The organism is Citrobacter sp. T1.2D-1, assembly GCF_950098555.1.
GTDB lineage: Bacteria > Pseudomonadota > Gammaproteobacteria > Enterobacterales > Enterobacteriaceae > Citrobacter_A > Citrobacter_A telavivensis.
The window spans coordinates 38,349-60,719 of record NZ_CATNHH010000056.1; the positions used below are offsets into that span (position 1 = coordinate 38,349).

Here is a 22,371-nt window from a genome sequence, read left to right on the forward strand (position 1 = left end):
GCGTTACCGCCTTATCCGGCCAACAAAACGACAGGTCAATGTCTCAGGCTAACGCTTTGGTAACCTTCTCGAACAGATCGCCGGAAAGATTCTCCAGCCCTTTCAACTGCTCCAGCGCGGCACGCATTTTTTGCTGACGTTTCGCATCATAACGCTTCAGGCGGATCAATGGTTCGATCAGGCGTGACGCTACCTGCGGATTACGGCTGTTAAGCTCGGTCAACATCTCGACCAGGAACTGATATCCACTGCCATCTTCCGCATGGAAAGCCGCCGGGTTACTGCCAGCAAACGCGCCAATCAGCGAACGAATACGGTTCGGGTTGCTCATGCTGAATGAACGGTGTTTCAACAGGCCGCGCACCGTGTCCAGCACGTTATCTGCCGGACTGGTGGACTGCAGGATAAACCATTTGTCCATCACCAGACCGTCCTGATGCCACTTGTCGTCATACTCCTGCATCAGCGCGTCACGGCACGGCAACTGCGCAGCCACGGCCGCAGAGAGCGCCGCCAGCGCATCGGTCATGTTGTTAGCTTCGCGATACTGTTTGCTCACCAGCGTATCTGCCAGCGTCGTTTCACCGAAGGCCAGGAAGCGCAAGCAGGCATTACGCAGCGTACGTTTGCCGATGTCCGCATGCTCAACGCGGTACTCCTCCAGGCGATTGGCGTTATAGATTGCCAGGAACTCATCCGCCAGTTCCGCCGCCAGAGTACGCGTTAACGCTTCGCGAACTTCCGCGATCGCCAGCGGATCGATAACCTCAAACAATTCGGCAATTTCGTTTGCCGAAGGCAGCGTCAGAATTTCCGCCGCCAGCGCCGGATCGATCTTCTCATCCAGCAGCACGGCGCGGAAAGCATCCGCCACATGCACCGGCAGAGAGAGCGGCTGTCCCTGCTGATGACGCGCCACGTTCAACTTAATGTACGTTGCCAGCAGGCTTTGCGCCGCGTCCCAACGGGAGAAGTCGTTGCGCGCATGGCGCATCAGGAACGTCAGTTGCTGATCGCTCCATTTATATTCCAGTTTCACCGGGGCAGAGAATTCGCACAGCAGCGCCGGTACCGGCTGGAAATAAACGTTATCGAACACAAACGTCTGCTCCGCCTGCGTCACGTTCAGCACGGCGTTCACCGGATGACCACCTTTCTGTAGCGGGATCACCTTGCCTTCGTTGTCATACAGTTCGATGGCAAACGGAATATGCAGCGGCTGTTTCTCGGCCTGATCCGGCGTTGCCGGCGTGCGCTGGCTGAGGGTCAGCGTGTACTGCTCCGTTTCCGGGTTATAGTCATCCTTAGCGGTAACAATCGGCGTACCGGACTGGCTGTACCAGCGGCGGAAATGGGAAAGATCGACGTTGGAGGCATCTTCCATTGCCTGAACGAAGTCATCACAGGTCGCCGCGCTGCCGTCGTGACGCTCAAAGTACAGCTGCATCCCTTTCTGGAAATTCGTCTCACCGAGCAGGGTGTGGATCATGCGAATGACTTCTGCGCCCTTTTCATACACGGTCAGGGTATAGAAATTGTTCATTTCGATGACCTTATCCGGGCGGATCGGATGCGCCATCGGACTGGCATCTTCAGCAAACTGCAGGCCGCGCATGGTGCGCACATTGCTGATCCGGTTAACCGCTCGGGAACCAAGATCCGAACTGAACTCCTGATCGCGGAAAACGGTTAACCCCTCTTTCAGGCTCAACTGGAACCAGTCGCGACAGGTGACGCGATTACCGGTCCAGTTGTGGAAATACTCATGGCCAATCACGCGTTCAATATCGAGATAATCTTTGTCGGTGGCGGTGTCGGTTCGCGCCAGCACGTATTTGGAGTTAAAGATATTAAGACCTTTATTCTCCATTGCGCCCATATTAAAGAAGTCGACGGCGACTATCATATAGATGTCAAGATCGTACTCCAGGCCGAAGCGCTCCTCGTCCCACTTCATCGAGTTCTGTAACGACGTCATCGCCCACGGCGCACGGTCGAGATTGCCGCGATCCACGTACAGTTCCAGCGCCACTTCACGCCCGGAACGGGTGGTAAAGGTATCGCGCAGCACGTCGAAATCACCGGCGACCAGTGCAAACAGGTAGCACGGTTTCGGGAACGGATCCTGCCACTGGACCCAGTGACGACCGTTTTCCAGTTCCCCCTCGCCGGTACGGTTACCGTTGGAGAGCAGGAACGGATATTTGCTTTTATCGGCAATAATTTTGGTGGTAAAACGCGCCAGTACGTCCGGACGGTCGAGATACCAGGTGATATGGCGGAAGCCTTCTGCTTCACACTGGGTGCATAACGCCTCGCCCGACTGATACAGGCCTTCCAGCGCGGTGTTCCGGGCCGGGCTGATTTCATTAACAATACGCAGCGTAAAACGCTCGGGCAGATTGCTAATCACCAGCGCGCCCGCTTCTTCTTTATAAGCTGTCCACGGTTCATCGTTGACGTGGAGAGAGACCAGCGTCAGATCTTCTCCATCCAGTTTCAGCGGGGCATCCGATGCGCCATGACGAACAGCCTGGCTCACTGCCGTGACCACGGTTTTTTCAGCATCCAGGTCAAAGGTCAAGTCAATATCAGTAATCTGGTAATCCGGCGCACGGTAGTCGTGGCGGTATTTGGCTTGTGGCTGTTGTGTCATAAAAAACCTTTAGCATCTTTTGAAGAGTCTCGACTTCAGTCTATTCCTGTTGCGCAAAACGCGCTACGCAGAATGTTTATCTTTTCAGGCACAAACACTCTTTTTGCTACATTTTTATAACACACGGCACGAAATGCACTCGACCCTGGCGTCACCTTATGGTGTGATCGGGGTTCAATAAATCGCTAAACAAGGTATACTCCAGCGGTTTTCTTAGTTGTTTATTGTACTAAACGCTCCCGTGAGAGGATGCTACTGCGCACCTATGACACAATTCGCTTCTCCTGTTCTGCACTCGTTGCTGGATACAGATGCTTATAAGTTGCATATGCAGCAAGCCGTATTTCACCACTACTATGATGTGCAGGTAGCGGCTGAATTTCGTTGCCGAGGCGACGACCTGCTGGGTATTTATGCCGACACCATTCGCGAGCAGGTCAATGCTATGCAGCACCTGCGCCTGGAGGATGAAGAGTATCAGTGGCTCTCCGGGCTGCCCTTCTTCAAAGCGGATTACCTCAACTGGCTGCGCGATTTTCGCTATGACCCACAGCAGGTTTCCGTCAGCAACGACAACGGAAAGCTGAATATCCGCCTAACCGGTCCGTGGCGTGAAGTCATCATGTGGGAAGTCCCGTTGCTGGCAGTGATCAGCGAACTGGTTCATCGCTATCGCTCACCAGAAATGGGCGTTGCGCAGGCCCTTGATACGCTGGAGACGAAATTAGTCGATTTCTCTGCTTTAACGTCCAGTCTCGATATGTCCCGCTTCCACCTGATGGATTTCGGCACCCGCCGACGTTTTTCCCGCGAAGTGCAACAGGCTATCGTTAAACGTTTGCAGCAGGAGTCGTGGTTTGTTGGCACCAGTAACTACGATCTGGCCCGCCGTCTGTCGCTAACGCCAATGGGCACACAGGCGCACGAGTGGTTCCAGGCGCATCAGCAGATAAGTCCAGAACTGGCGACCAGCCAGCGCGCCGCGCTGGCCGCATGGTTGAATGAATACCCGGACAAATTGGGTATCGCGTTGACCGATTGCATTACCATGGACGCGTTTTTACGCGACTTTGGCGCTGAATTTGCCACGCGCTATCAGGGACTGCGCCATGACTCGGGCGATCCTGTTGAATGGGGCGAAAAGGCCATCGCCCATTATGAAAAGTTGGGTATCGATCCGCACAGCAAAACGCTGGTCTTTTCCGACAATCTGGATCTGAGTAAAGCGGTAGACCTTTATCGTCACTTCTCCTCCCGCGTACAGTTGAGTTTTGGTATTGGTACGCGTCTGACCTGCGATATTCCGCAGGTTAAGCCGCTGAACATTGTGATCAAGCTGGTCGAGTGCAACGGTAAACCGGTTGCCAAGCTGTCTGACAGCCCGGGTAAAACCATTTGTCACGACAAAGCCTTTGTTCGCGCGTTGCGTAAAGCGTTTGATTTACCGCATATCAAAAAAGCCAGTTAATCCTCCCAGGGAGCCGCTTCGGCTCCCTTTTCGTACTTATTTCTGAAATCTTTCTCTTTGCCTGTTAATTCTGCTTGTCTGATTGCAGATGCCAGGTAACATAGGAAATCCCCATTCCGGGGAACATGTGTTTATATATCGGACTATTAACAGAGAGAATATTATGAGCGTTGTGCCTGTAGCCGACGTACTCCAGGGCCGCGTAGCCGTTGACAGCGAAGTCACCGTGCGCGGATGGGTACGTACCCGCCGAGATTCAAAAGCTGGCATCTCCTTCCTCGCCGTTTATGACGGTTCCTGCTTTGATCCTGTACAGGCCGTCATCAATAATTCTCTGCCCAATTACAATGAAGAAGTGCTGCGTCTGACCACCGGCTGCTCCGTTATCGTTACCGGCAAGGTTGTGGCCTCTCCGGGACAAGGACAGAGTTTTGAGATCCAGGCCACTGAGGTTGAAGTCAGCGGCTGGGTTGAAGATCCTGACACCTACCCGATGGCGGCGAAACGTCACAGCATCGAGTACCTGCGTGAAGTTGCACACCTGCGTCCGCGTACCAACATGATTGGTGCCGTCGCTCGTGTTCGCCACACGCTGGCACAGGCGCTGCACCGTTTCTTCGATGAGCAGGGCTTCTTCTGGGTTTCCACTCCGCTTATCACCGCGTCTGATACCGAAGGTGCGGGTGAGATGTTCCGCGTGTCGACGCTGGACCTGGAAAACCTGCCGCGTAACGATCAGGGCAAAGTGGATTTCGACAAAGACTTCTTTGGTAAAGAGTCCTTCCTGACCGTATCCGGCCAGTTGAACGGCGAAACTTACGCCTGCGCGTTGTCGAAGATCTATACCTTCGGTCCGACTTTCCGTGCGGAAAATTCCAACACCACCCGTCACCTGGCGGAGTTCTGGATGCTGGAACCGGAAGTGGCCTTCGCCAACCTGAGCGACATTGCCGGTCTGGCGGAAGGCATGCTGAAATATGCCTTCAAAACCGTACTGACCGAGCGAGCTGACGACATGAAGTTCTTTGCCGAGCGCGTGGATAAAGAGGCGATTAGTCGTCTGGAACGCTTCATCGAGGCGGATTTCGCCCAGGTGGATTACACTGATGCGGTCGCCATTCTGGAAGAGTGCATTAAGAAAGGCAGAAAGTTCGAAAACCCGGTTTACTGGGGTGTCGATCTCTCCTCCGAACACGAACGTTATCTGGCAGAAGAACACTTTAAAGCGCCGGTAGTGGTGAAAAACTATCCGAAAGAGATTAAAGCGTTCTATATGCGCCTGAACGAAGACGGTAAAACCGTTGCCGCGATGGACGTTCTGGCTCCGGGTATCGGTGAAATCATCGGTGGTTCTCAGCGTGAAGAGCGTCTGGATGTGCTGGATGCGCGTATGCTGGAAATGGGCCTGAATAAAGAAGACTACTGGTGGTATCGCGATCTGCGTCGTTACGGCACCGTGCCGCACTCCGGCTTCGGTCTCGGCTTCGAGCGTCTGATCGCGTACGTTACCGGCGTACAGAACGTTCGTGATGTGATCGCCTTCCCGCGCACACCGCGTAACGCGACGTTCTAAAACCGTTCGCCAAAAGGCCAGCCCCGCTGGCCTTTTTTATTGGCTGAAATGTCAGGTTTTGTGAGTAATAAGTAAGCAACTCTAATAGCAACCCCCAAAACCCCTTCTCCTGTTACCTGATGTTACGCCGTAATATTTCTGTACAAAAAATAAACCGCATCATTCTTGTGGATTAGTATTTCCTCATCCAATAGCACGTTTTATACACAATTCCACAGCATTCCAGACGTCCAGAAATAGCCATAAGTAAAACTGGAAACGTCTACTTTCTGTACGCTATTTTTCATTTATCCAAATTAAAGATAAGAAAATCATATAAATAGATATAAGTGGGGTGATCTGGAGCTGAAATCGTTTCGAAATTTGATGTCGTTCACAAAGTTCCAGAAAAGTAATATTTAGTTACACATTTTTTCTTTCTGAAACTAATTCTTTATCTTTGTAGCACTTTCACGGTAGCGAAACGATAGTTTGAATGGAAAGATGCCTGTCAGACACATAAAGACACCAAACTCTCATCAATAGTTCCGTAAATTTTTATTGACGAAATTTATTGGCGGCAGTGGCAGGTGTCATAAAAAAACCAATGAGGGTAATAAATAATGATGAAGCGCAATATTCTGGCAGTGGTTATCCCTGCCCTGCTGGTAGCCGGTGCAGCTAACGCTGCAGAAATCTACAACAAAGACGGCAACAAACTGGACCTGTACGGTAAAACCGTTGGTCTGCACTATTTTTCTGATAACAAAGGCAATGACGGCGACCAGACTTATGCCCGTCTTGGTTTCAAAGGGGAAACTCAGATCAATGACCAACTGACCGGTTACGGCCAGTGGGAATACCAATTCCAGGGTAACAACTCTGAAGGCGGCGATGATGCTCAGAATGGTAACAAAACCCGTCTGGCGTTCGCCGGTCTGAAATTCGGTGACGCGGGCTCCTTCGACTACGGTCGTAACTACGGTATCGTTTACGATGCACTGGGTTACACCGATATGCTGCCAGAATTCGGCGGTGATACTGCTTACAGCGATAACTTCTTCGTTGGCCGTGTTGGTGGCGTTGCGACCTACCGTAACTCTAACTTCTTCGGTCTGGTTGACGGCCTCAACTTCGGTGTTCAGTACCTGGGCAAAAACGAGCGCGCAAGCAGCTACGAAGTTGACTCTACCGATCCGACCAGCAACAACTTCAGCGATGTTCGTCGTTCTAACGGTGACGGCGTCGGCGGTTCTATTAGCTACGAAATGAATGGCTTCGGCATTGTTGGTGCTTACGGTGCAGCTGACCGTACTAATGCACAGCAGGATCCGTCACTGCTCGGCAGTGGTGAAAAAGCTGAGCAGTGGGCGACGGGTCTGAAATATGACGCGAACAATATCTACCTGGCAACCAACTACGGTGAAACCCGTAACGCTACCCCGATCAAAGGCGGCTTCGCAAACAAAACTCAGGACTTCTTCGTTGTGGCTCAGTACCAGTTCGATTTCGGTCTGCGTCCGTCCATCTCCTACAACAAATCTAAAGCGAAAGACGTAGAAGGTGTAGGTAGCGAAGATCTGGTGAACTACGTTGAAGTGGGCGCAACCTACTACTTCAACAAAAACATGTCCACCTATGTTGACTATCAGATCAACCAGATTGATTCTGACAACAAACTGGGCGTGAACTCTGACGACACCGTTGCTGTCGGTATCGTATACCAGTTCTAATAGCAGACCCCTTTGTTAAATGCCTAAAAAACAGGACTTCGGTCCTGTTTTTTTATGCCTGTCAGCCAAATCTTGCGACTTCAAAAAACCTGCAGGGTTTTCATCACTAACGGTTGGCATTTTGTAAATCTACCGTTAACCTGATAACGGATTTCCCTTCTGTAACCACAATGGAACCTCGTCATGTTTGAGAACATTACTGCCGCCCCTGCCGACCCCATTCTGGGTCTGGCCGATCTGTTTCGTGCTGATGACCGTCCTTCGAAAATTAACCTTGGGATCGGTGTCTATAAAGATGAAACTGGCAAAACGCCAGTGCTGACCAGCGTTAAGAAAGCCGAGCAATACCTACTCGAAAATGAAACAACGAAAAACTACCTCGGCATTGACGGTATTCCGGAATTTGGCCGTTGCACACAGGAACTGCTGTTCGGTAAAGGTAGCGCGCTGATTAACGACAAACGCGCACGCACGGCACAAACGCCGGGCGGCACCGGCGCGCTGCGCGTTGCTGCCGACTTCCTGGCAAAAAATACGGCAGTAAAACGCGTATGGGTGAGCAACCCGAGCTGGCCAAACCATAAGAGCGTGTTTAACTCCGCCGGGCTGGAAGTACGCGAGTACGCTTATTACGACGCAGAAAACCATTCTCTGGACTTCGACGCGCTGCAAAACAGCCTGAGCGAAGCGCAGGCTGGCGACGTGGTGCTGTTCCACGGATGCTGCCATAACCCAACCGGTATAGATCCTACACTTGAGCAGTGGCAAACCCTGGCTCAGCTTTCCGTCGAGAAAGGCTGGTTACCGCTGTTTGACTTCGCATATCAGGGCTTCGCCCGTGGTCTGGAAGAAGACGCGGAAGGACTGCGCGCGTTCGCCGCGCTGCACAAAGAGCTGATTGTCGCGAGTTCCTACTCCAAGAACTTTGGCCTGTACAACGAGCGTGTCGGTGCCTGTACGTTAGTTGCGGCAGATACGGAAACCGTTGACCGCGCCTTCAGCCAGATGAAATCCGTTATTCGTGCAAACTACTCTAACCCGCCCGCCCACGGCGCATCTGTGGTTGCCACAATCCTCAGCAACGATGCACTGCGCGCAATCTGGGAACAGGAACTGACCGACATGCGTCAGCGCATTCAGCGTATGCGTCTGCTGTTTGTGAATACCCTGCAAGAGAAAGGGGCGGATCGCGATTTCAGCTTTATCATCAAACAAAACGGCATGTTCTCTTTCAGCGGCCTGACCAAAGATCAGGTTCTGCGTCTGCGTGAAGAGTTTGGCGTCTACGCGGTGGCTTCTGGCCGCGTCAACGTCGCCGGGATGACCCCGGATAACATGGCACCGCTGTGCGAAGCCATTGTCGCCGTGCTGTAAGACTTCCGATAAAACAAAGCCCGCGATAAGCGGGCTTTTTAATGGGGATTACCAGACAGGCATTTCATCCTGCAGGAACGGATTGTGCAACCGTTCATAGCCCAGCGTCGACAGCGGTCCATGACCTGGAATAAACGTTACGTCATCGCCTAACGGCAACAGCTTACGTTTGATCGAATCAATCAACTGGTTGTGATCGCCGCGCGGGAAATCACTACGCCCTACTCCGCCTTTAAAAATCACGTCGCCTGAAATGAGAAGTTGCGACTGCTCGTCAAAGAAAACAACGTGTCCAGGCGTATGCCCCGGGCAATGCAACACCTGTAAAGTCACATTCCCTACGCTGACACTATCTCCTTCGTTAAGCCAACGGTCGGGTGTCAGTGGCTGACATTCGCCGAGGCCAAACATGCGACTCTGAGCTGGCAGACCCTGCAACCAGAACTCATCTTCTTTTTCCGGACCGATAACCGGTACGCTATAGTGCTGCGCCAGTTCCGCCGCGGCACCCACATGATCGAGGTGTCCGTGAGTGAGCAGGATTTGCGTCAGCGTAATGCCGCTGGCGTCCACTTCCTGTTTGATTTTCTCAGCATCACCGCCGGGATCGACAAGCGCTGCCAGACGCGTTTGCTCACACCAGATCAAAGAACAGTTCTGGGAGAACGCGGTGACCGGAATAATACGATAGTTCATACTGCTCCTGTTTCGTTAATCACCAGTGCCGCGCCGGCCCGGTGTCAATATGCACAAAGTTACTGCGTGGGTAGTATCCTACACCACCTGCGCGCATAGATAACGCGGCTTTGCGAATATTACTTAACGAAATTCCTTCAATATGAAAATCCATTGCCTGGCCTTTGGTGTGATAGCTTTGTTTCGCTACCCCACGGCTGTGCGCACGCAATTCATTGTTGGTATCCAGTGAACGATAACCGGAAATCAGCTGAACAGGTTTACGCGTTCCCAGCAGCCCTTGCAGGCGGAAAAGCTGATCGAAGAGTCCGGGATCGATGGACTTCACCTTATTCGCGCGATAGTCACGGAAAAAATGGTTAAGTTTGGCTAATTCATCCTGAATATAAGCTCTGCCATCAAAAAATTCCGCTTTGATTGACTCTCCGGTGTTGAGGTTACTCAGAGTCAAAATACGCGGACGCGGGGTAGAGAGTGTGGCAAACGCAGGCACAGGCAAGATGGCAGCGCCGAGGGCAGCACCACCTAACGCCAGCAGTTTGCGGCGATTAGCGTCAAATTTGTCCATGGTTTAAGGTCTACAGGTCAATGTTATCGTCTATATGCTTTAGCGCACGATAGGCACCTTAACTGGCAACAAAGCTGCCGTCAAGTTGGCCCAACCCCAGTAATGACGGGGCTTCTGGGCCGATGCCCCTGTCACTACCAAATATTACGACAACAGATTAACCAGAACCTCTTCATTTACCTGATTAATTGCTCAGCTTTTGCCACAATTTGTGCGCTGGATCGCGCCGTCAGATCATAATTGTAAATATCTGTACGATACTGGGTGCGCCCGTCTGCGCCAACAAACGCCGTCAGGTAGTAAAGGTTGACCGGAATAGTCTGGCGAATATTCACATAGCGCGTGTCACCCTGCTTTAGCGCATCGGAAATGCGCGTATCGTTCCAGCCCGCGTCCTGCAACAGCATATTTGCCAGTTCCGACGCCTTGTTTACGCGCACACAGCCGGAACTGAGCGCTCGGGTATCTTTCTGGAACAGATTGTGGTTCGGCGTATCGTGCAGATAGATAGCATCGGAACTGGGCATATTGAACTTATAGCGGCCCAGCGAGTTACGCGCGCCAGGCGCCTGCTGGAAACGGAACGGTAAATTTGATGGCGTGATGGTTGACCAGTCAACCTGCCACGGATCTATCGCCTCTCTGCTGTTCCAGCCTCGCATCACGGTATAACCGTGACGTTCAAGGTAGCCCGGATCGTTCCACAGTTTGGGCAGAATGTCTTTACGTGCCAGCGTCGGCGGGACGTTCCACGGTGGATTGACCACCACGTTATTCAGCGCGCTGCTCATCATCGGCGTTTTACGATCGGGACGACCAACAATCACCCGGGACGCCAGCACTTGATTACCGTTCTGGTAATAAACCAGTGAATACGCCGGAATATTCACCATAATTCCCGTCGAAAGTTCAGACGGAAGCAAGCGCAGACGCTGGATATTGAGTGCCAGTACGCCCGCACGCTGCGCGGGCGTCATGTTCAGCCAGTCACGCGTGGCAGGGCCAATTGCGCCATCCGCGCCCAGCCCTTGCCAGGTCTGGAAGCGTTTTACCGCTTCAACCAGCTCTTTATCATACGCGGCACGAACAGCCGGTGCTGGCTTACTGCGCGGGACGGTCTGTTTTGCGGCGTCAACGCTCGGGGTTTCAACGGCAACAGCAGACGGGCTGACCACCGCCTCTGACGGGGTCTCATCACCCGGCAGCGCAATTTTAGGTCCCCCTTCCAGCATCCCGGTACGTTGCAGTATTTCCCGCAGTGCCGGCACGTCGTTGCTCCACTGACCCGGTCGCAGCGTTGCTTTGCCGGTTAGTTGCGGCCACGGACGTGAATCGCCCACCAGCGTCAATAGCGACGCGTGCATCGATGCATACTGAGGGTGCTGAGGCGCCAGCCCGGCAATAAACGTCGGGAGTTGCCCATTATCCAGCGCGACCTGCCACTGATTGAGAACCGACAGCGGTGGCGTCGCCAGCACATACGGCTTGCTGCTGTATAGCCAACGGTTGCCCTTGACCGGGATATTGGCTATCAAATGGAGATAACCCATCATCGCATCAGACAACACCAGATCGCGTGTAATACCGCTAACGCCAGGATCGGTCAGTAACGCCACCCAGGTAGTAAACTGGGGCTGGAAACCGGCGATGGCGACCTCAGCTAGCTGCTGCTGGAACGCTTTTACGGCTTCACGATTTTCCCACATGGGTTTCATATCGCGCGCCGCATAGAGCAATTCAAGCTGATTCATATAGACAGGCGTGTAGCCCGAGGGAAGTTGCGACTGCAGTTCAGTCCGCGCCTTTTCCGCCGCCCCTTCAGGAAGAGGCTGCAGACCCGCCATCACGGCCGTTGCGCCAGATTGCGCCTGCGGCTGGGCGAGGCTCTGCTCACTGGCAACAACGGGGCTGTCGCCAGGTATAACTTCAGGCTCATCAGCCTGAACACTGAACAGTGGAGCGAATGCTACGGCCAGGCATAAACTCATTGCCGAGAGCCGACGACCACCAATTTTATTAAGCAACATCCCTTGCCCTCTGGTTACATTACGACATGCTCACATCTACCGGAGCTTTCCTTCATTATAGAAAGGCTGTTATGTGATTGCCTAACCTAATGTAAAGAAGTTTAAAGAAAATGCACCTGAAATCCGCTGATTAAGAAATGAAAAAGACGGCTTTTCAGCCGTCTTTGGGGTTTTAGCTGGCCTCTGACGGGGCATCAGCCTCACCGGGGAGAGGGTCAGGCAACTGCGGGGCAAACCCGCGCAGTCCGACCACGTGGACGTGTTCCGTATTCTGGAAAACTTTACGAACCAGCTTATAGGTGGTGCCCTTCTCCGGACTGATGTTTTCCGGTGCCGCGATGATCAACTGCATTTGCAGACGCTCGCACAGCTCGAACAGCGTCGCGATGGAGCGCGCATCCAGACGGGCCGCTTCATCGAGGAACAGCAGACGGCATGGGGAGATGTCTTTCCCGCGCAGACGACGCGCTTCATCTTCCCAGCTCTGAACCACCATCACCAGGATAGACATCCCGGTCCCGATCGCTTCACCGGTCGACAGTGCACCGGACTCCGCACGCAGCCAGCCGTCGGAACCCCGGTTGACTTCCACTTCCATTTCGAGATAGTTACGATAGTCCAGCAACTCCTCGCCAATGGTCTGCGGCGTACGCTGCCCCATGTCGATCTGCGGATTCAGGCGCTGATACAGCTTCGCCAGCGCTTCTGAGAAGGTCAGGCGATTGCTGTTGAACAGATCCTGATGCTGCTCATGCTGTTCAGACAACACTTCCAGCAGCGTGGCATGGGTTTCACGCACATTCACGTTCAGACGCACGCTGTGAACCTGGCCAAACGATACGCTTTGCAGCCCCTGGTTGAGCTGACGGATACGGTTCTGTTCACGCTGGATGGTCTTGCGAATAATGTTTGCCACACTGCGTGAGCTGATCGCCAGTTTCTGTTCACGGGAAGTCAGCTCTTCGGTCAGACGGCCCAGCTCAATTTCCATCTGTTCGATGGCTTCCACTGGATCATCGGTACGAATAATATCCTGACGGATACGCTCGCGCAGGTGCTGGTACACCGCGACAAAGAACTGGATCTTACGTTCCGGACGCTTCGGATCTTCCGACAAACGCAGAACGTCACGCAGATGTTCGTTATCAGCGACCGCCAGACGCAGCGCACCCAGCGCCTTATCCGACATGGAACGCAGTTCGTCACCCGAGAGATAAGCCAGCTCACGGCGGTGCAGGCGACGCTCGACGCCGCTGTCTTTCACCAGCCGCATCACTGCGCACCAGCCGGCTTTCGCGGTCACCACCTGCTCACGCATTTCATGGTAATCGCGTTCCAGCTTGCGAAGTTTGCGGGTCAGATTATCCATCTCCGCTTCACAGAAGGTGAGCGCTTTTTCAAGCTGGTTACGCCGCGCACGGTTATTGCTGAGCTGCGCGTGCAGTTCATCGCGACGAATGCGCGCCCGCTCTTCCGCTCCACTGTCAGCACGAACGCCAATATCCTGCAACTCACGCTGCAGATCGTTGAGCAGCTCTTTCTTGGTGTCATAAGAGCTTTTCAGCGAGGCCAGAACCTGATTGTACTGACTCAGTTGCGCCGCATGGCCGCGCAGGGCTTCACGGGCGCGGGTACGTTCGGCTTCCGCATGTTCCAGTCGCTCGCGCAGCTTTTCATTCAGATCGCTGTTACCGCTGAGCATTTCCGCCGAGTCGGAATAGCCGAAGTGCGCACGACGCTGAACCACTTCAGTCAGCGCAAACGCCTGCTGACGCGCATCACGCTGCGTCTGCTGGGAATACGCGTAGTCTTCTTTCAACTGTTCGAACTGTTCCGGATCGCTCTGTAGTACCGAAACCATCGGTTCCAGTTTCGCCAGTTGGTTGCCGTGCTGCTGCACAAAGCGCGCCGCTTCCTGCGCTTCATCCAGACGCTCGCGGATCTCCTCGACGCGGTCCGCCAGGCTGTCGTCAGCCAGCAGATTCAGACGCGGCAGCAGACGGTTCAGTGCGGCAACGCCTTCTTTGGCCTGCTCGTACTGCAGACGCTGCTGCTGGTTGTCATTTTCGTGAGCGGTCAGCGCACGTTCCAGTTCAACGCGACGACTGTTGAGCTGACGAATTTCGGCTTCCGGATCGGATTCAAACGCCACCGAAAGATGGCTACCAATGAAACGGCTGAACGCCTGATGCAGACGCTGCGTTTTCTGTACGTCAAAAGAGAGCGTGGCAAAACGCTCGGACAACCCTTCACGCTCGGCATGCAGAGTTTCGATACGATTTTCCCGCGCCGCGCGACCAAACAGCGGTACGGACGGGAAGCGCGAATAACGCCACTGGCGATCGGCGATTTTCACCACCACCGCTTTTTCCAGTTCGTCTACGCTGAAGACGCTGTCATCAAACGACTGCGGATCCCCTTCAATCAGATACAAATCTTCCGGGCAATCCGTCAACCCTTCCAGTTGCTCGGCGATAAGCGACAGGTCCGGCACCACGATGGCATGGCGTGATGGGCCATACAGCGCGGAGAAGTACGGCGCATCTTCAAGGCTGACGTCGTCATAAATTTCTGACAGCAGCACACCGCCAAAGCGTTCCGCCAGCGCGTTCAGGCGCTGATCTTCCGAACCGCCAGGCTGACTTAAGCGTTCGATCTCTTCATCGACGGCATTCTTGCGCGCGCCAACTTCGTCGCGTTCCACAATCGCTTCACGTTCACGCTCGAGCAATTGCTGTAAATATTCAGTCACTTCCTGGCCAGAGGTGAACTCTTCGCCACACTGTTCGCTGAGCTGGCTCAGGCTGTTTTGTGCCGCAAGCCAGACAGGCGCACGCTGCATTAAGTGCTGAATGCGGGACTGTAGCTGTTCCTGCTCCTGACGCAGCGCCATGCGCTGTTCGTGCGCGCTGGAGACATTGTCAGACAGCGAGGCGATACGCGCCTCCAGCTCCTGGTGCAGGGCTTCCAGTTCATCAATATCGAAGTTTTTGCCCTGACGCTTACAGAATTCCGCCAACAGACGTTCGGCTTCCTGCTGCTCGCGCAGACGCTGTTCAAGTTCGCTCAGTCGCATGCGCAGCGGCTGCACCTGCTCCGCCAGGTGGCGCTGATCAACGCCTTCACGCAACAGTTCACGCGCCACGCCCCAGGCCTCATTTCGCGCCAGCGGGCCATTGATCGCCACCACCAGCTGATACGCCTGCTCAAACTGACTGTGCGCGGTTTGCGACACGCTTATTTTCTGCTCCAGCGAGAGCATTTTTTCGGTCGCTTCCTGCTCTTTCGCCTGGAAAGTCTCCAGCCACTGGGCGGCGCTATCGGCCGTCAGATCCGGCAAATGACATACCGCTCTGGCGCGCTCCAGTGCGGAGATCGCCTGGTTGTACTGGATGGCGCGGGTCTGCTGAACGTCCAGCGCCTGCTGGTAATCCGCCAGTTGGCTTTTCAGCTCATCCACTTCCAGCTCGGCAGCCTCGGCGCGCGCTTCGTTTTCTTCCTGGCGATCGGCAGCTTCCGCTACCACTTCGTTTTGTTCTTCGAGACGGATCTGCAACTCGTCGAGATCCGCTTCATAACGTTCAATTTTTTCCTGCTGACGCAGCGCCGTTTGCACCAGGTTCAGGTGATCGCTCGCTGCCTGATAATCGGCTTCGAGATCGCCTTCCGCGCCGTTGTGCTCGCCCAACTCACGCGCCATATCGACGTGCTTATATTGCTCCGCCGCCAGCTGTTTGCGCGAGGTGTACAGTTCACGACGAAACTCCAGCGCTTTATCGAGGTGGATCCGACGCTCATTGGCGTGGCGCATATAGTCCGCCGCCACGTAGTTAGTGGCTTCGCTGATCAGGTGTTTAAACAGATCGCGGTCGGACTGGGTGACGCGAATAGCTTCCAGCGTCAGACGGTTTTCCCGCAGCGCGGCTTCCATATCCTGGAACGCCTTACGCACCCCGCTGTTTTCCGGCAGCAGGTAGTCGCGCAGAGAACGGGTGATCGCGCTGGAAATCCCGCCGTACAGCGAGGCTTCAATCAGGCGATAGAATTTACTACGATCGGAGGCAGAGCGCAGACGACGGGCGATGAGGCCCAGATCGAACATCAGCGAATGGTAGTCGGTTATCGAGTTGAACTGCTTAAACTGCACGCCTTCCATTTCGTCGAGCTTCTCTTTAAGCTCCGTCAACGGCAGGACGCGCGCCTGACGCTCGTTCAGCGTTTCCGTCACCAGTTGCGTGGGCTGCACCGACATCGGCAGCCCCTGAATGGCAAACGGTTTGATGTCGACTTTACGGTCGCGTCCGGCCACCTGCTGCAAACGTACGCCAACCACCACGCGCTGATGCCGCGAGTTGATCGTGTCCAGCATTGAATAGCAGACACCCGCTTTCAGCTTACCGTGCAGGCCTTTATCACGTGAGCCACTGGTCGCCCCGGCTTCGGTAGTGTTACGAAAGTGCAACAGGGTTAAGTCCGGGATAAGCGCTGTGACGAACGCCGCCATGGTGGTGGATTTCCCCGCGCCGTTCCCCCCGGAAAGCGTGGTAACCAGTTCATCCAGGTCAAAGGTGCGGGCAAAGAAACCGTTCCAGTTAATCAGCGTTAGTGAGCGAAATTTACCGCGTTCAATCATTATTCTTCTTCTCCACTGTCCGGCTGATTCTCTTCAGTCTCATCATTGAGCAGCAGGTGGTTTTCGACCGGCATCGCTTCGCCATCGCGAATCAGGCGACGCTGCGCTTCCCGCGGATCATCGCCACTGCGCACATCTGCGCCAAAACGGAACACCGATTCCGTAATACGGAATTTGCTGCTGTCGTGTCCCATAAACCACACCATGCCTAAACGGCGCAGACGGTTTAACGACGAGCGCATTTTTTCCTGTAATTTCTGGCGGTCGACATCGGAGCCGGTTGAACGGTTATTTACCAGCTTCAACAGTTTGGCTTCGTCAGCCAACGTCAGCAGCTCGTCATACAGCTCCTGCTGCGTGAAAATCCCTTCATTCGCCAGCCGCTCCGGGCTGAGATAGAGGTAGCAAAGAATTTTACCGACCATCATGTCCAGTTCAGACAACACGGAACGCGGGATAATGGTCGTTGAACGCGGACGCAGGTAGAAAAACCCTTCCGGCGCGCGGATCAATTCCACGTTATAACGGCTGTAAAACTCTTCCAGGTCGTCCTGAAAATCCATCAGAAAGGCATGATTATCCAGTTCATCCAGACCAATGTGACGGCCTGAACGTAATGCGCTATCCAGCGCTGGAAATAACGGATTCGCCAACGCCTGCGCCAGCTTAACCGGCATCACTTGTTCAATATTTGTCAATGACATGCGCCTGTACCTTGGCTCCGTAATCATTAATCGGCTGCCATTTGGCTGGCAGTCCGGTGAAGTCTGCTTGCGCTACGCCAAGACGTACCGCCTGATCGATAACAATGCGCGCAACGTCGAAATGACGCGCACGCGGGTATTGCGCAAGATACTCGCGCACTACCAGGCCGAGATCCAGCGGCGTCTCTTTCGATTTATAGATAGCCAGTTGGCCTTCGATAATCGCCGCCAGCTGTTCGCGGATCTCATTAAACTCTTCGTACTCTAAGTCCGGCGGAAGTTCCCCGGTAACCTCTTCATCGCGCAGCGCCATCTCTTCGTCGCGCATATCCAGCAGACGATCGGCATTGGCATAGGTCAGCGCCCACGGCTCGTCAAAATAGGTCTGTACCGACTGACGTAAGCGCTGGGCAAAAACGCGGTTTTTATCCATATCGATGGCAGTACGGATAAATTTATGAACATGGCGGTCATAGCCGATCCACAGATCGATCGACTGCTGGCCCCAACTGATAATACGATCCAGCTTGCTTTGCAGGTCAAACACCAGCCTGTCAACAAAATGCAGATCGTCATGGGCCAGCGTCGCATCCTGAATGCGCAGCAGATTGGCCTGTAATTTATCGCCTGCCGCTTCCAGCGTATCCTGCAACTCGCGCAGGGTGCCGGACGTTTCCGAGAGTAACAGCTCACAGCTCGAAATCGCCGCGCGCCAGTCTTTATTCAACAGCTGCGCGATATCATCTTTCACCTGCTGCTGCTGTTCATCCATGATGCGCTGAGTCAGATCGATACTGTCGAAAATCTCTGCCACCGAATACTTGAGCGGCGCATAGACGTTGCGGTGCCAATGGAACTCATCGCCGCCCTCATCGGCGGCATCCGCCGCGCGTTTGAGTTCACCCGCGACTATCGACAACTGCATCGACAAACGCAGTGTGGAAAATTCACGTTGGCGAATATAGTAATCCGTAATGCCAATGCCGAGCGGCGTCAGGCGATAAATCGCGTTCCCTTCTGCCTGCTCACTGGTAAAGCGGTTCAGCAGACGTTGACGCACCATATCGTTGATCGCATTGTTCGCGCGCACGCCAATGGTTTCGCTGGTTTGCTCAAACGCATCACTTACATGGCGGAACGCGTCCACCAGTTCGCCTTCACTCATCTCACCGTCCAGGCGCTCGCCGTTCAGCGTGGCCACCGCCAGCAGGAACGAGAGTCGGTCTACCGGCAGCGAAATAGTGAAGTCATTTTTTCTGGCCCAGGCAACCAGTTCGGGGACTGTCTGGGAAAATTCACTCATAGGTTATCCTTGCATCTGCGGTTTACGCGCGGTGACGTGAATGTAACGACCCAGGCTGACATACGGCTCCTGGCGACAATAACGCGTTTCTAATTCAAGCAATATCTCATAACAGTCACGCTGCTGATGTTTCTCACGCAGATAATCATGAAACACACGCACCCCGGTCTTCCCGGTGATCTGCCAGCCAATCTGTTCCAGCCACTGGTAAACCTGCCCTGGCTCACGCGGATAGTCTGGCGAAAGGGTACGCTTCTTACGCTTTGGCATCCCTATCTGTACGTAGTCAAAGTTCCCTGCCACCATGTTATGCATCAACAGACCGTTGGCATTGTAGAACATTAACGACAGTACGCCACCGGGACGCAATACGGACCACAGGGTCTCTAACACACTGACCGGATCGGCGACCCACTCCAGCACAGCGTGAAACAATATCAGATCAACGGGGCTTTCCAAATGCGAAGCAACATCCTGAGCGGCGCATTGTATAAAATGCATGTTGTGGCTCACATCTTTATCTTCTGCTGCCCGTTGCGCACGGGCGATCATCTCACCGGACAGATCGCACAGCGTCACGTGATGGCCACACTCTGCCATTTTAATGGCCGTCTGCCCTTCACCACCGCCGGCATCCAGCACCCGCAGTTTCTGCGAGCCGTAATCCGCCAGGACACGGTCGAGATCCTGCCACAGGATCGCCTGTCTTAGCTGCCCTTTTGTGGTGCCGTAAATATTACGGGAAAACTTCTCAGCAATGTCATCAAAATTGCGATCCCGCATCGGGCTCTCCACAGGCTGGCTTAGGTGTTCTCTGATAAAACCGCTATTTTGTCACACCCGCGCGGAGAATGAACCTCTCTGGTGTAATATCCCGATTATTCTTCTGCTATATGGTCAAAAAAGGAACCAAAAAGGATGCTCTTTACACTCAAGAAAGTGATTGGCGGCGTGCTGCTGCCTCTCCCTTTTCTGCTCCTGATGATGGGTATCGGCCTGGCGCTGCTGTGGTTTAGCCGTTTTCAGAAAACCGGGAAGGTATTTATCAGTGTCAGTTGGCTGACGCTGTTCCTGCTTAGCCTGCAACCCGTTGCCGATCATCTGCTGCGCCCGATAGAAGCGAGCTACCCGACCTGGCAGGATACGCAGAAAGTGAAATACATCGTCGTACTGGGCGGCGGCTATACCTGGAACCCACAGTGGGCCCCCAGTTCCAACCTGATCAATAACAGTCTGCCGCGTCTTAATGAGGGAATACGGCTGTGGCGGGCCAACCCGGGTTCAAAATTGATTTTTACCGGCGCGAATGCCAGAACCAATCCAGTGAGTACGGCTGAAGCCGGCGCGCGGGTGGCACAATCGCTGGGCGTACCGGGAGAGGATATCATTGTGCTGGACAGGCCCAAAGATACCGAGGAAGAAGCCGCCGCCGTAAAGCAGGCCATCGGCGACGCGCCATTCCTGCTGGTCACTTCCGCCTCTCATCTGCCACGAGCGATGATTTTCTTTCAGCAGGCCGGATTAAACCCACTGCCGGCTCCGGCGAATCAACTGGCCATCGATTCCCCATTGAATCCGTGGGAACGGGCGCTCCCCTCTCCCGTATGGTTGATGCATAGCGATCGGGCAAGCTATGAGACGCTGGGGAGGGTCTGGCAATGGCTGAAAGGAGCGTCAGGCGAGCCAGGGCAGGAGTGATTTCGCGGCAAGATCAAAATGAGAGCGGTTGAAACGCCCGGTATTGACCAGTTGCGCAACTTCATCCCATAACACATATAACCAACGCCGCCAGATGAACGATTCCGCCACTGGCGCGCGTTGCAGGTAGTGCCAGAGCAACCCTTCCGCCAGCGTATTATCCACCAGCCGGAACAGTTCGTACTCCCGTGGCGCCCAGAGCATGATGCCTGGCCCCACCATCGCCAGAAGCTGGTCGCTTCGGGCATCTTTTAGCATGCTGCGCAGACTGAAATTGCCATGCACCAGCACACAGTTGTCGTTAAATCCGTCAAACAGCGCCGGCAGGCATTCGCGGGTGCGAAACAGAATGCGTTTATCCTGCATCGTCAGCCCGGTGTTGTTGAACTGGTTGAGCGTGCTCCAGAGCACCTCAACACGCTGTCGGTACCAGGAGGGCCAAATATTCTCCTGCGTATTATCCACCGCGCCGACGCAGCCGCGGCTATCCTGACGGTGCCAGGCCAGTAACCCTTCGACGATCTGATCTTTGAGCTGTTCCCAGCGTTCCGGCGTCCGGGCTGGCGCTTCAACCGGGACCCCGCGCAGACGTTCGAGCAGTAAGACATCCGGGCCGGGATGCTCGTCGTGGGTCATCACACCATAAATAACCGGCATTCGCACGGTGCCACTACGCGCTAACATGGTGGTTTTCCAGGCCAGTTGCTGTGCGACCCCCGGCGTAGTGAAACTTTGGGCCATCAACGGCATCGGGTTGCCCTGACTGTCATAGAGCGCCCACAGCGCTGTGTCGACTTTTTCATTCACGCATTCAATGCGGCTCAGTTTTTCGCCCAGTAAATGACTTAATTCGGCGCGCAGCTGTTCCATTCAGATTGCCCTCATAAAAGCTACTGCTTTTATAATGAGCGCCACTCCGACAGATGTCACCCGGATGAGATCAATTGTTGAAAAGAAAAAACGAGGAAAATCGTAACGGTACGACACTCCTCTCACTAAAGAGCGGAGTGTCATAAAGAGAATTAACGCATTTCAGCGCGAACGCGCTCGAGGTCTTCTGCGGTATCAACACCGGTCCCGGGTACCTCTTTTGCCACAGCCACGTGGATTTTTTCGCCGTACCACAGCACGCGGAGTTGCTCCAGCATCTCAATATTTTCCAGCGGACTGGGCTGCCAGCTCACATAACGGCGGATAAATCCGGCGCGGTAGCCGTAAATACCAAGGTGACGCAGGAAGGTATCGCCAATGGTCTCCCGACTCTTCGCAAAACGGTCGCGATCCCAGGGGATTGTGGCACGCGAGAAATACAGCGCATAGCCTTCGGCATCCAGTACGACCTTCACCGCATTAGGATTGAATGCCTCTTCTGCACCGTGAATAGGTGCCGCGAGCGTGGCCATTCCAACCTGACGCTGCGCCAGGTTTTCCGCCACCTGGCGAATGATGACGGCCGGGATCATCGGCTCATCACCCTGCACGTTAACGATCACGGTGTCATCACTGAAGCCACACTTCTCGACCACCTCTGCCAGACGTTCTGTCCCCGACTGGTGGTCGACGCGGGTCATGCACACTTCCCCACCCGCAGCTTCAACGGCGCGCGCGACGTCTTCATGATCGGTCGCGACAATAATGCGCTCAGCGCCGGATTCACGGGCGCGCTCCAGCACATGTACAATCATCGGCTTACCGTTGATGTCCTGCAACGGCTTACCCGGCAGACGCGTGGAGGCGTAGCGGGCAGGAATAATGACGACAAAACTCATGATTTACGCTCATCAGCCGCTAACACGCGGGCCTCAGTTTCCAGCAACACGGGAATGCCATCACGCAGCGGAAAAGCGAGGTTATCCAGTTTGCAGATCAGTTCTTGTTTTTCCTGGTTGTACCAGAGTTTTCCGTTATAGACCGGGCAGGCAACGATTTCAAGCAGACGATGATCCATAGTTCCTCCAG

Annotated in this window: 16 protein-coding genes; 5 read left to right on the forward strand and 11 right to left on the reverse strand. The window is 54.3% G+C overall.

Annotation, left to right across the window (positions count from 1 at the left end; all coding sequences use genetic code 11):
• Nucleotides 1-43: 43 nt before the first annotated feature.
• On the reverse strand, nucleotides 44-2,656 hold the full coding sequence (pepN, locus tag QQZ17_RS21385; protein WP_152405238.1) for an aminopeptidase N: 2,613 nt from the start codon (nucleotides 2,654-2,656) through the stop codon (nucleotides 44-46).
• Between the two features lie 265 nt (nucleotides 2,657-2,921).
• Here pepN and pncB point away from each other — a divergent pair, with 265 nt between their 5' ends.
• From pncB to aspC, 4 genes are all read left to right on the forward strand, one after another.
• A complete protein-coding gene (gene pncB / locus QQZ17_RS21390; RefSeq protein ID WP_152405239.1) occupies nucleotides 2,922-4,124 on the forward strand; it encodes a nicotinate phosphoribosyltransferase in 1,203 nt (400 codons plus the stop codon).
• 163 nt (nucleotides 4,125-4,287) lie between these two features.
• Entirely contained in the window at nucleotides 4,288-5,697 is a 1,410-nt protein-coding gene (gene asnS, locus QQZ17_RS21395) for an asparagine--tRNA ligase (protein WP_046478715.1), read from the forward strand.
• Nucleotides 5,698-6,299: 602 nt separating this feature from the next.
• Nucleotides 6,300-7,409, forward strand: a complete 1,110-nt coding sequence (gene ompF / locus QQZ17_RS21400; protein WP_284554174.1) for a porin OmpF — start codon at nucleotides 6,300-6,302, stop codon at nucleotides 7,407-7,409.
• 183 nt (nucleotides 7,410-7,592) lie between these two features.
• Nucleotides 7,593-8,783, forward strand: coding sequence for an aspartate transaminase (gene aspC, locus QQZ17_RS21405; RefSeq protein WP_152405240.1), 1,191 nt, complete (start codon nucleotides 7,593-7,595; stop codon nucleotides 8,781-8,783).
• Nucleotides 8,784-8,831: 48 nt separating this feature from the next.
• Here the strand turns inward: aspC and QQZ17_RS21410 are convergent, their stop codons facing one another.
• The 7 genes from QQZ17_RS21410 to cmoM form a co-directional block, all read right to left on the reverse strand.
• Nucleotides 8,832-9,479: an MBL fold metallo-hydrolase gene (locus tag QQZ17_RS21410; RefSeq protein ID WP_152405241.1), complete on the reverse strand. Its 648-nt coding sequence runs from the start codon at nucleotides 9,477-9,479 to the stop codon at nucleotides 8,832-8,834.
• 19 nt (nucleotides 9,480-9,498) lie between these two features.
• Nucleotides 9,499-10,047 (reverse strand): YcbK family protein, encoded by a 549-nt coding sequence (locus QQZ17_RS21415; RefSeq protein WP_061077037.1) that lies wholly within the window; start codon nucleotides 10,045-10,047, stop codon nucleotides 9,499-9,501.
• Between the two features lie 176 nt (nucleotides 10,048-10,223).
• The gene (gene ldtD, locus QQZ17_RS21420) at nucleotides 10,224-12,074 is read right to left on the reverse strand and encodes a L,D-transpeptidase (protein WP_152405242.1); all 1,851 of its coding nucleotides are present in this window, start codon (nucleotides 12,072-12,074) and stop codon (nucleotides 10,224-10,226) included.
• Nucleotides 12,075-12,246: 172 nt separating this feature from the next.
• A complete protein-coding gene (mukB, locus tag QQZ17_RS21425) occupies nucleotides 12,247-16,707 on the reverse strand; it encodes a chromosome partition protein MukB (RefSeq protein WP_152405243.1) in 4,461 nt (1,486 codons plus the stop codon).
• Complete coding sequence (gene mukE, locus QQZ17_RS21430; RefSeq protein WP_152405244.1) at nucleotides 16,707-17,411, reverse strand: chromosome partition protein MukE; 705 nt, start codon at nucleotides 17,409-17,411, stop codon at nucleotides 16,707-16,709. Before mukE ends, mukB begins: the two co-directional genes overlap by 1 nt.
• Nucleotides 17,392-18,714 (reverse strand): chromosome partition protein MukF, encoded by a 1,323-nt coding sequence (mukF, locus tag QQZ17_RS21435; protein WP_152405245.1) that lies wholly within the window; start codon nucleotides 18,712-18,714, stop codon nucleotides 17,392-17,394. The genes mukE and mukF overlap by 20 nt, the downstream gene beginning before the upstream one ends.
• A gap of 3 nt (nucleotides 18,715-18,717) precedes the next feature.
• Nucleotides 18,718-19,497 (reverse strand): tRNA uridine 5-oxyacetic acid(34) methyltransferase CmoM, encoded by a 780-nt coding sequence (gene cmoM, locus QQZ17_RS21440; RefSeq protein WP_152405246.1) that lies wholly within the window; start codon nucleotides 19,495-19,497, stop codon nucleotides 18,718-18,720.
• A gap of 135 nt (nucleotides 19,498-19,632) precedes the next feature.
• Here cmoM and elyC point away from each other — a divergent pair, with 135 nt between their 5' ends.
• Nucleotides 19,633-20,412, forward strand: a complete 780-nt coding sequence (gene elyC / locus QQZ17_RS21445; protein ID WP_152405247.1) for an envelope biogenesis factor ElyC — start codon at nucleotides 19,633-19,635, stop codon at nucleotides 20,410-20,412.
• Here the strand turns inward: elyC and QQZ17_RS21450 are convergent.
• From QQZ17_RS21450 to ycaR, 3 genes are all read right to left on the reverse strand, one after another.
• The gene (locus QQZ17_RS21450; RefSeq protein WP_042320190.1) at nucleotides 20,389-21,282 is read right to left on the reverse strand and encodes a YcbJ family phosphotransferase; all 894 of its coding nucleotides are present in this window, start codon (nucleotides 21,280-21,282) and stop codon (nucleotides 20,389-20,391) included. The genes elyC and QQZ17_RS21450 overlap by 24 nt on opposite strands.
• Nucleotides 21,283-21,434: 152 nt before the next feature.
• On the reverse strand, nucleotides 21,435-22,181 hold the full coding sequence (kdsB, locus tag QQZ17_RS21455) for a 3-deoxy-manno-octulosonate cytidylyltransferase (protein ID WP_152405248.1): 747 nt from the start codon (nucleotides 22,179-22,181) through the stop codon (nucleotides 21,435-21,437).
• Complete coding sequence (gene ycaR, locus QQZ17_RS21460; RefSeq protein ID WP_284554175.1) at nucleotides 22,178-22,360, reverse strand: protein YcaR; 183 nt, start codon at nucleotides 22,358-22,360, stop codon at nucleotides 22,178-22,180. Before ycaR ends, kdsB begins: the two co-directional genes overlap by 4 nt.
• Between the last annotated feature and the right edge of the window lie 11 nt (nucleotides 22,361-22,371).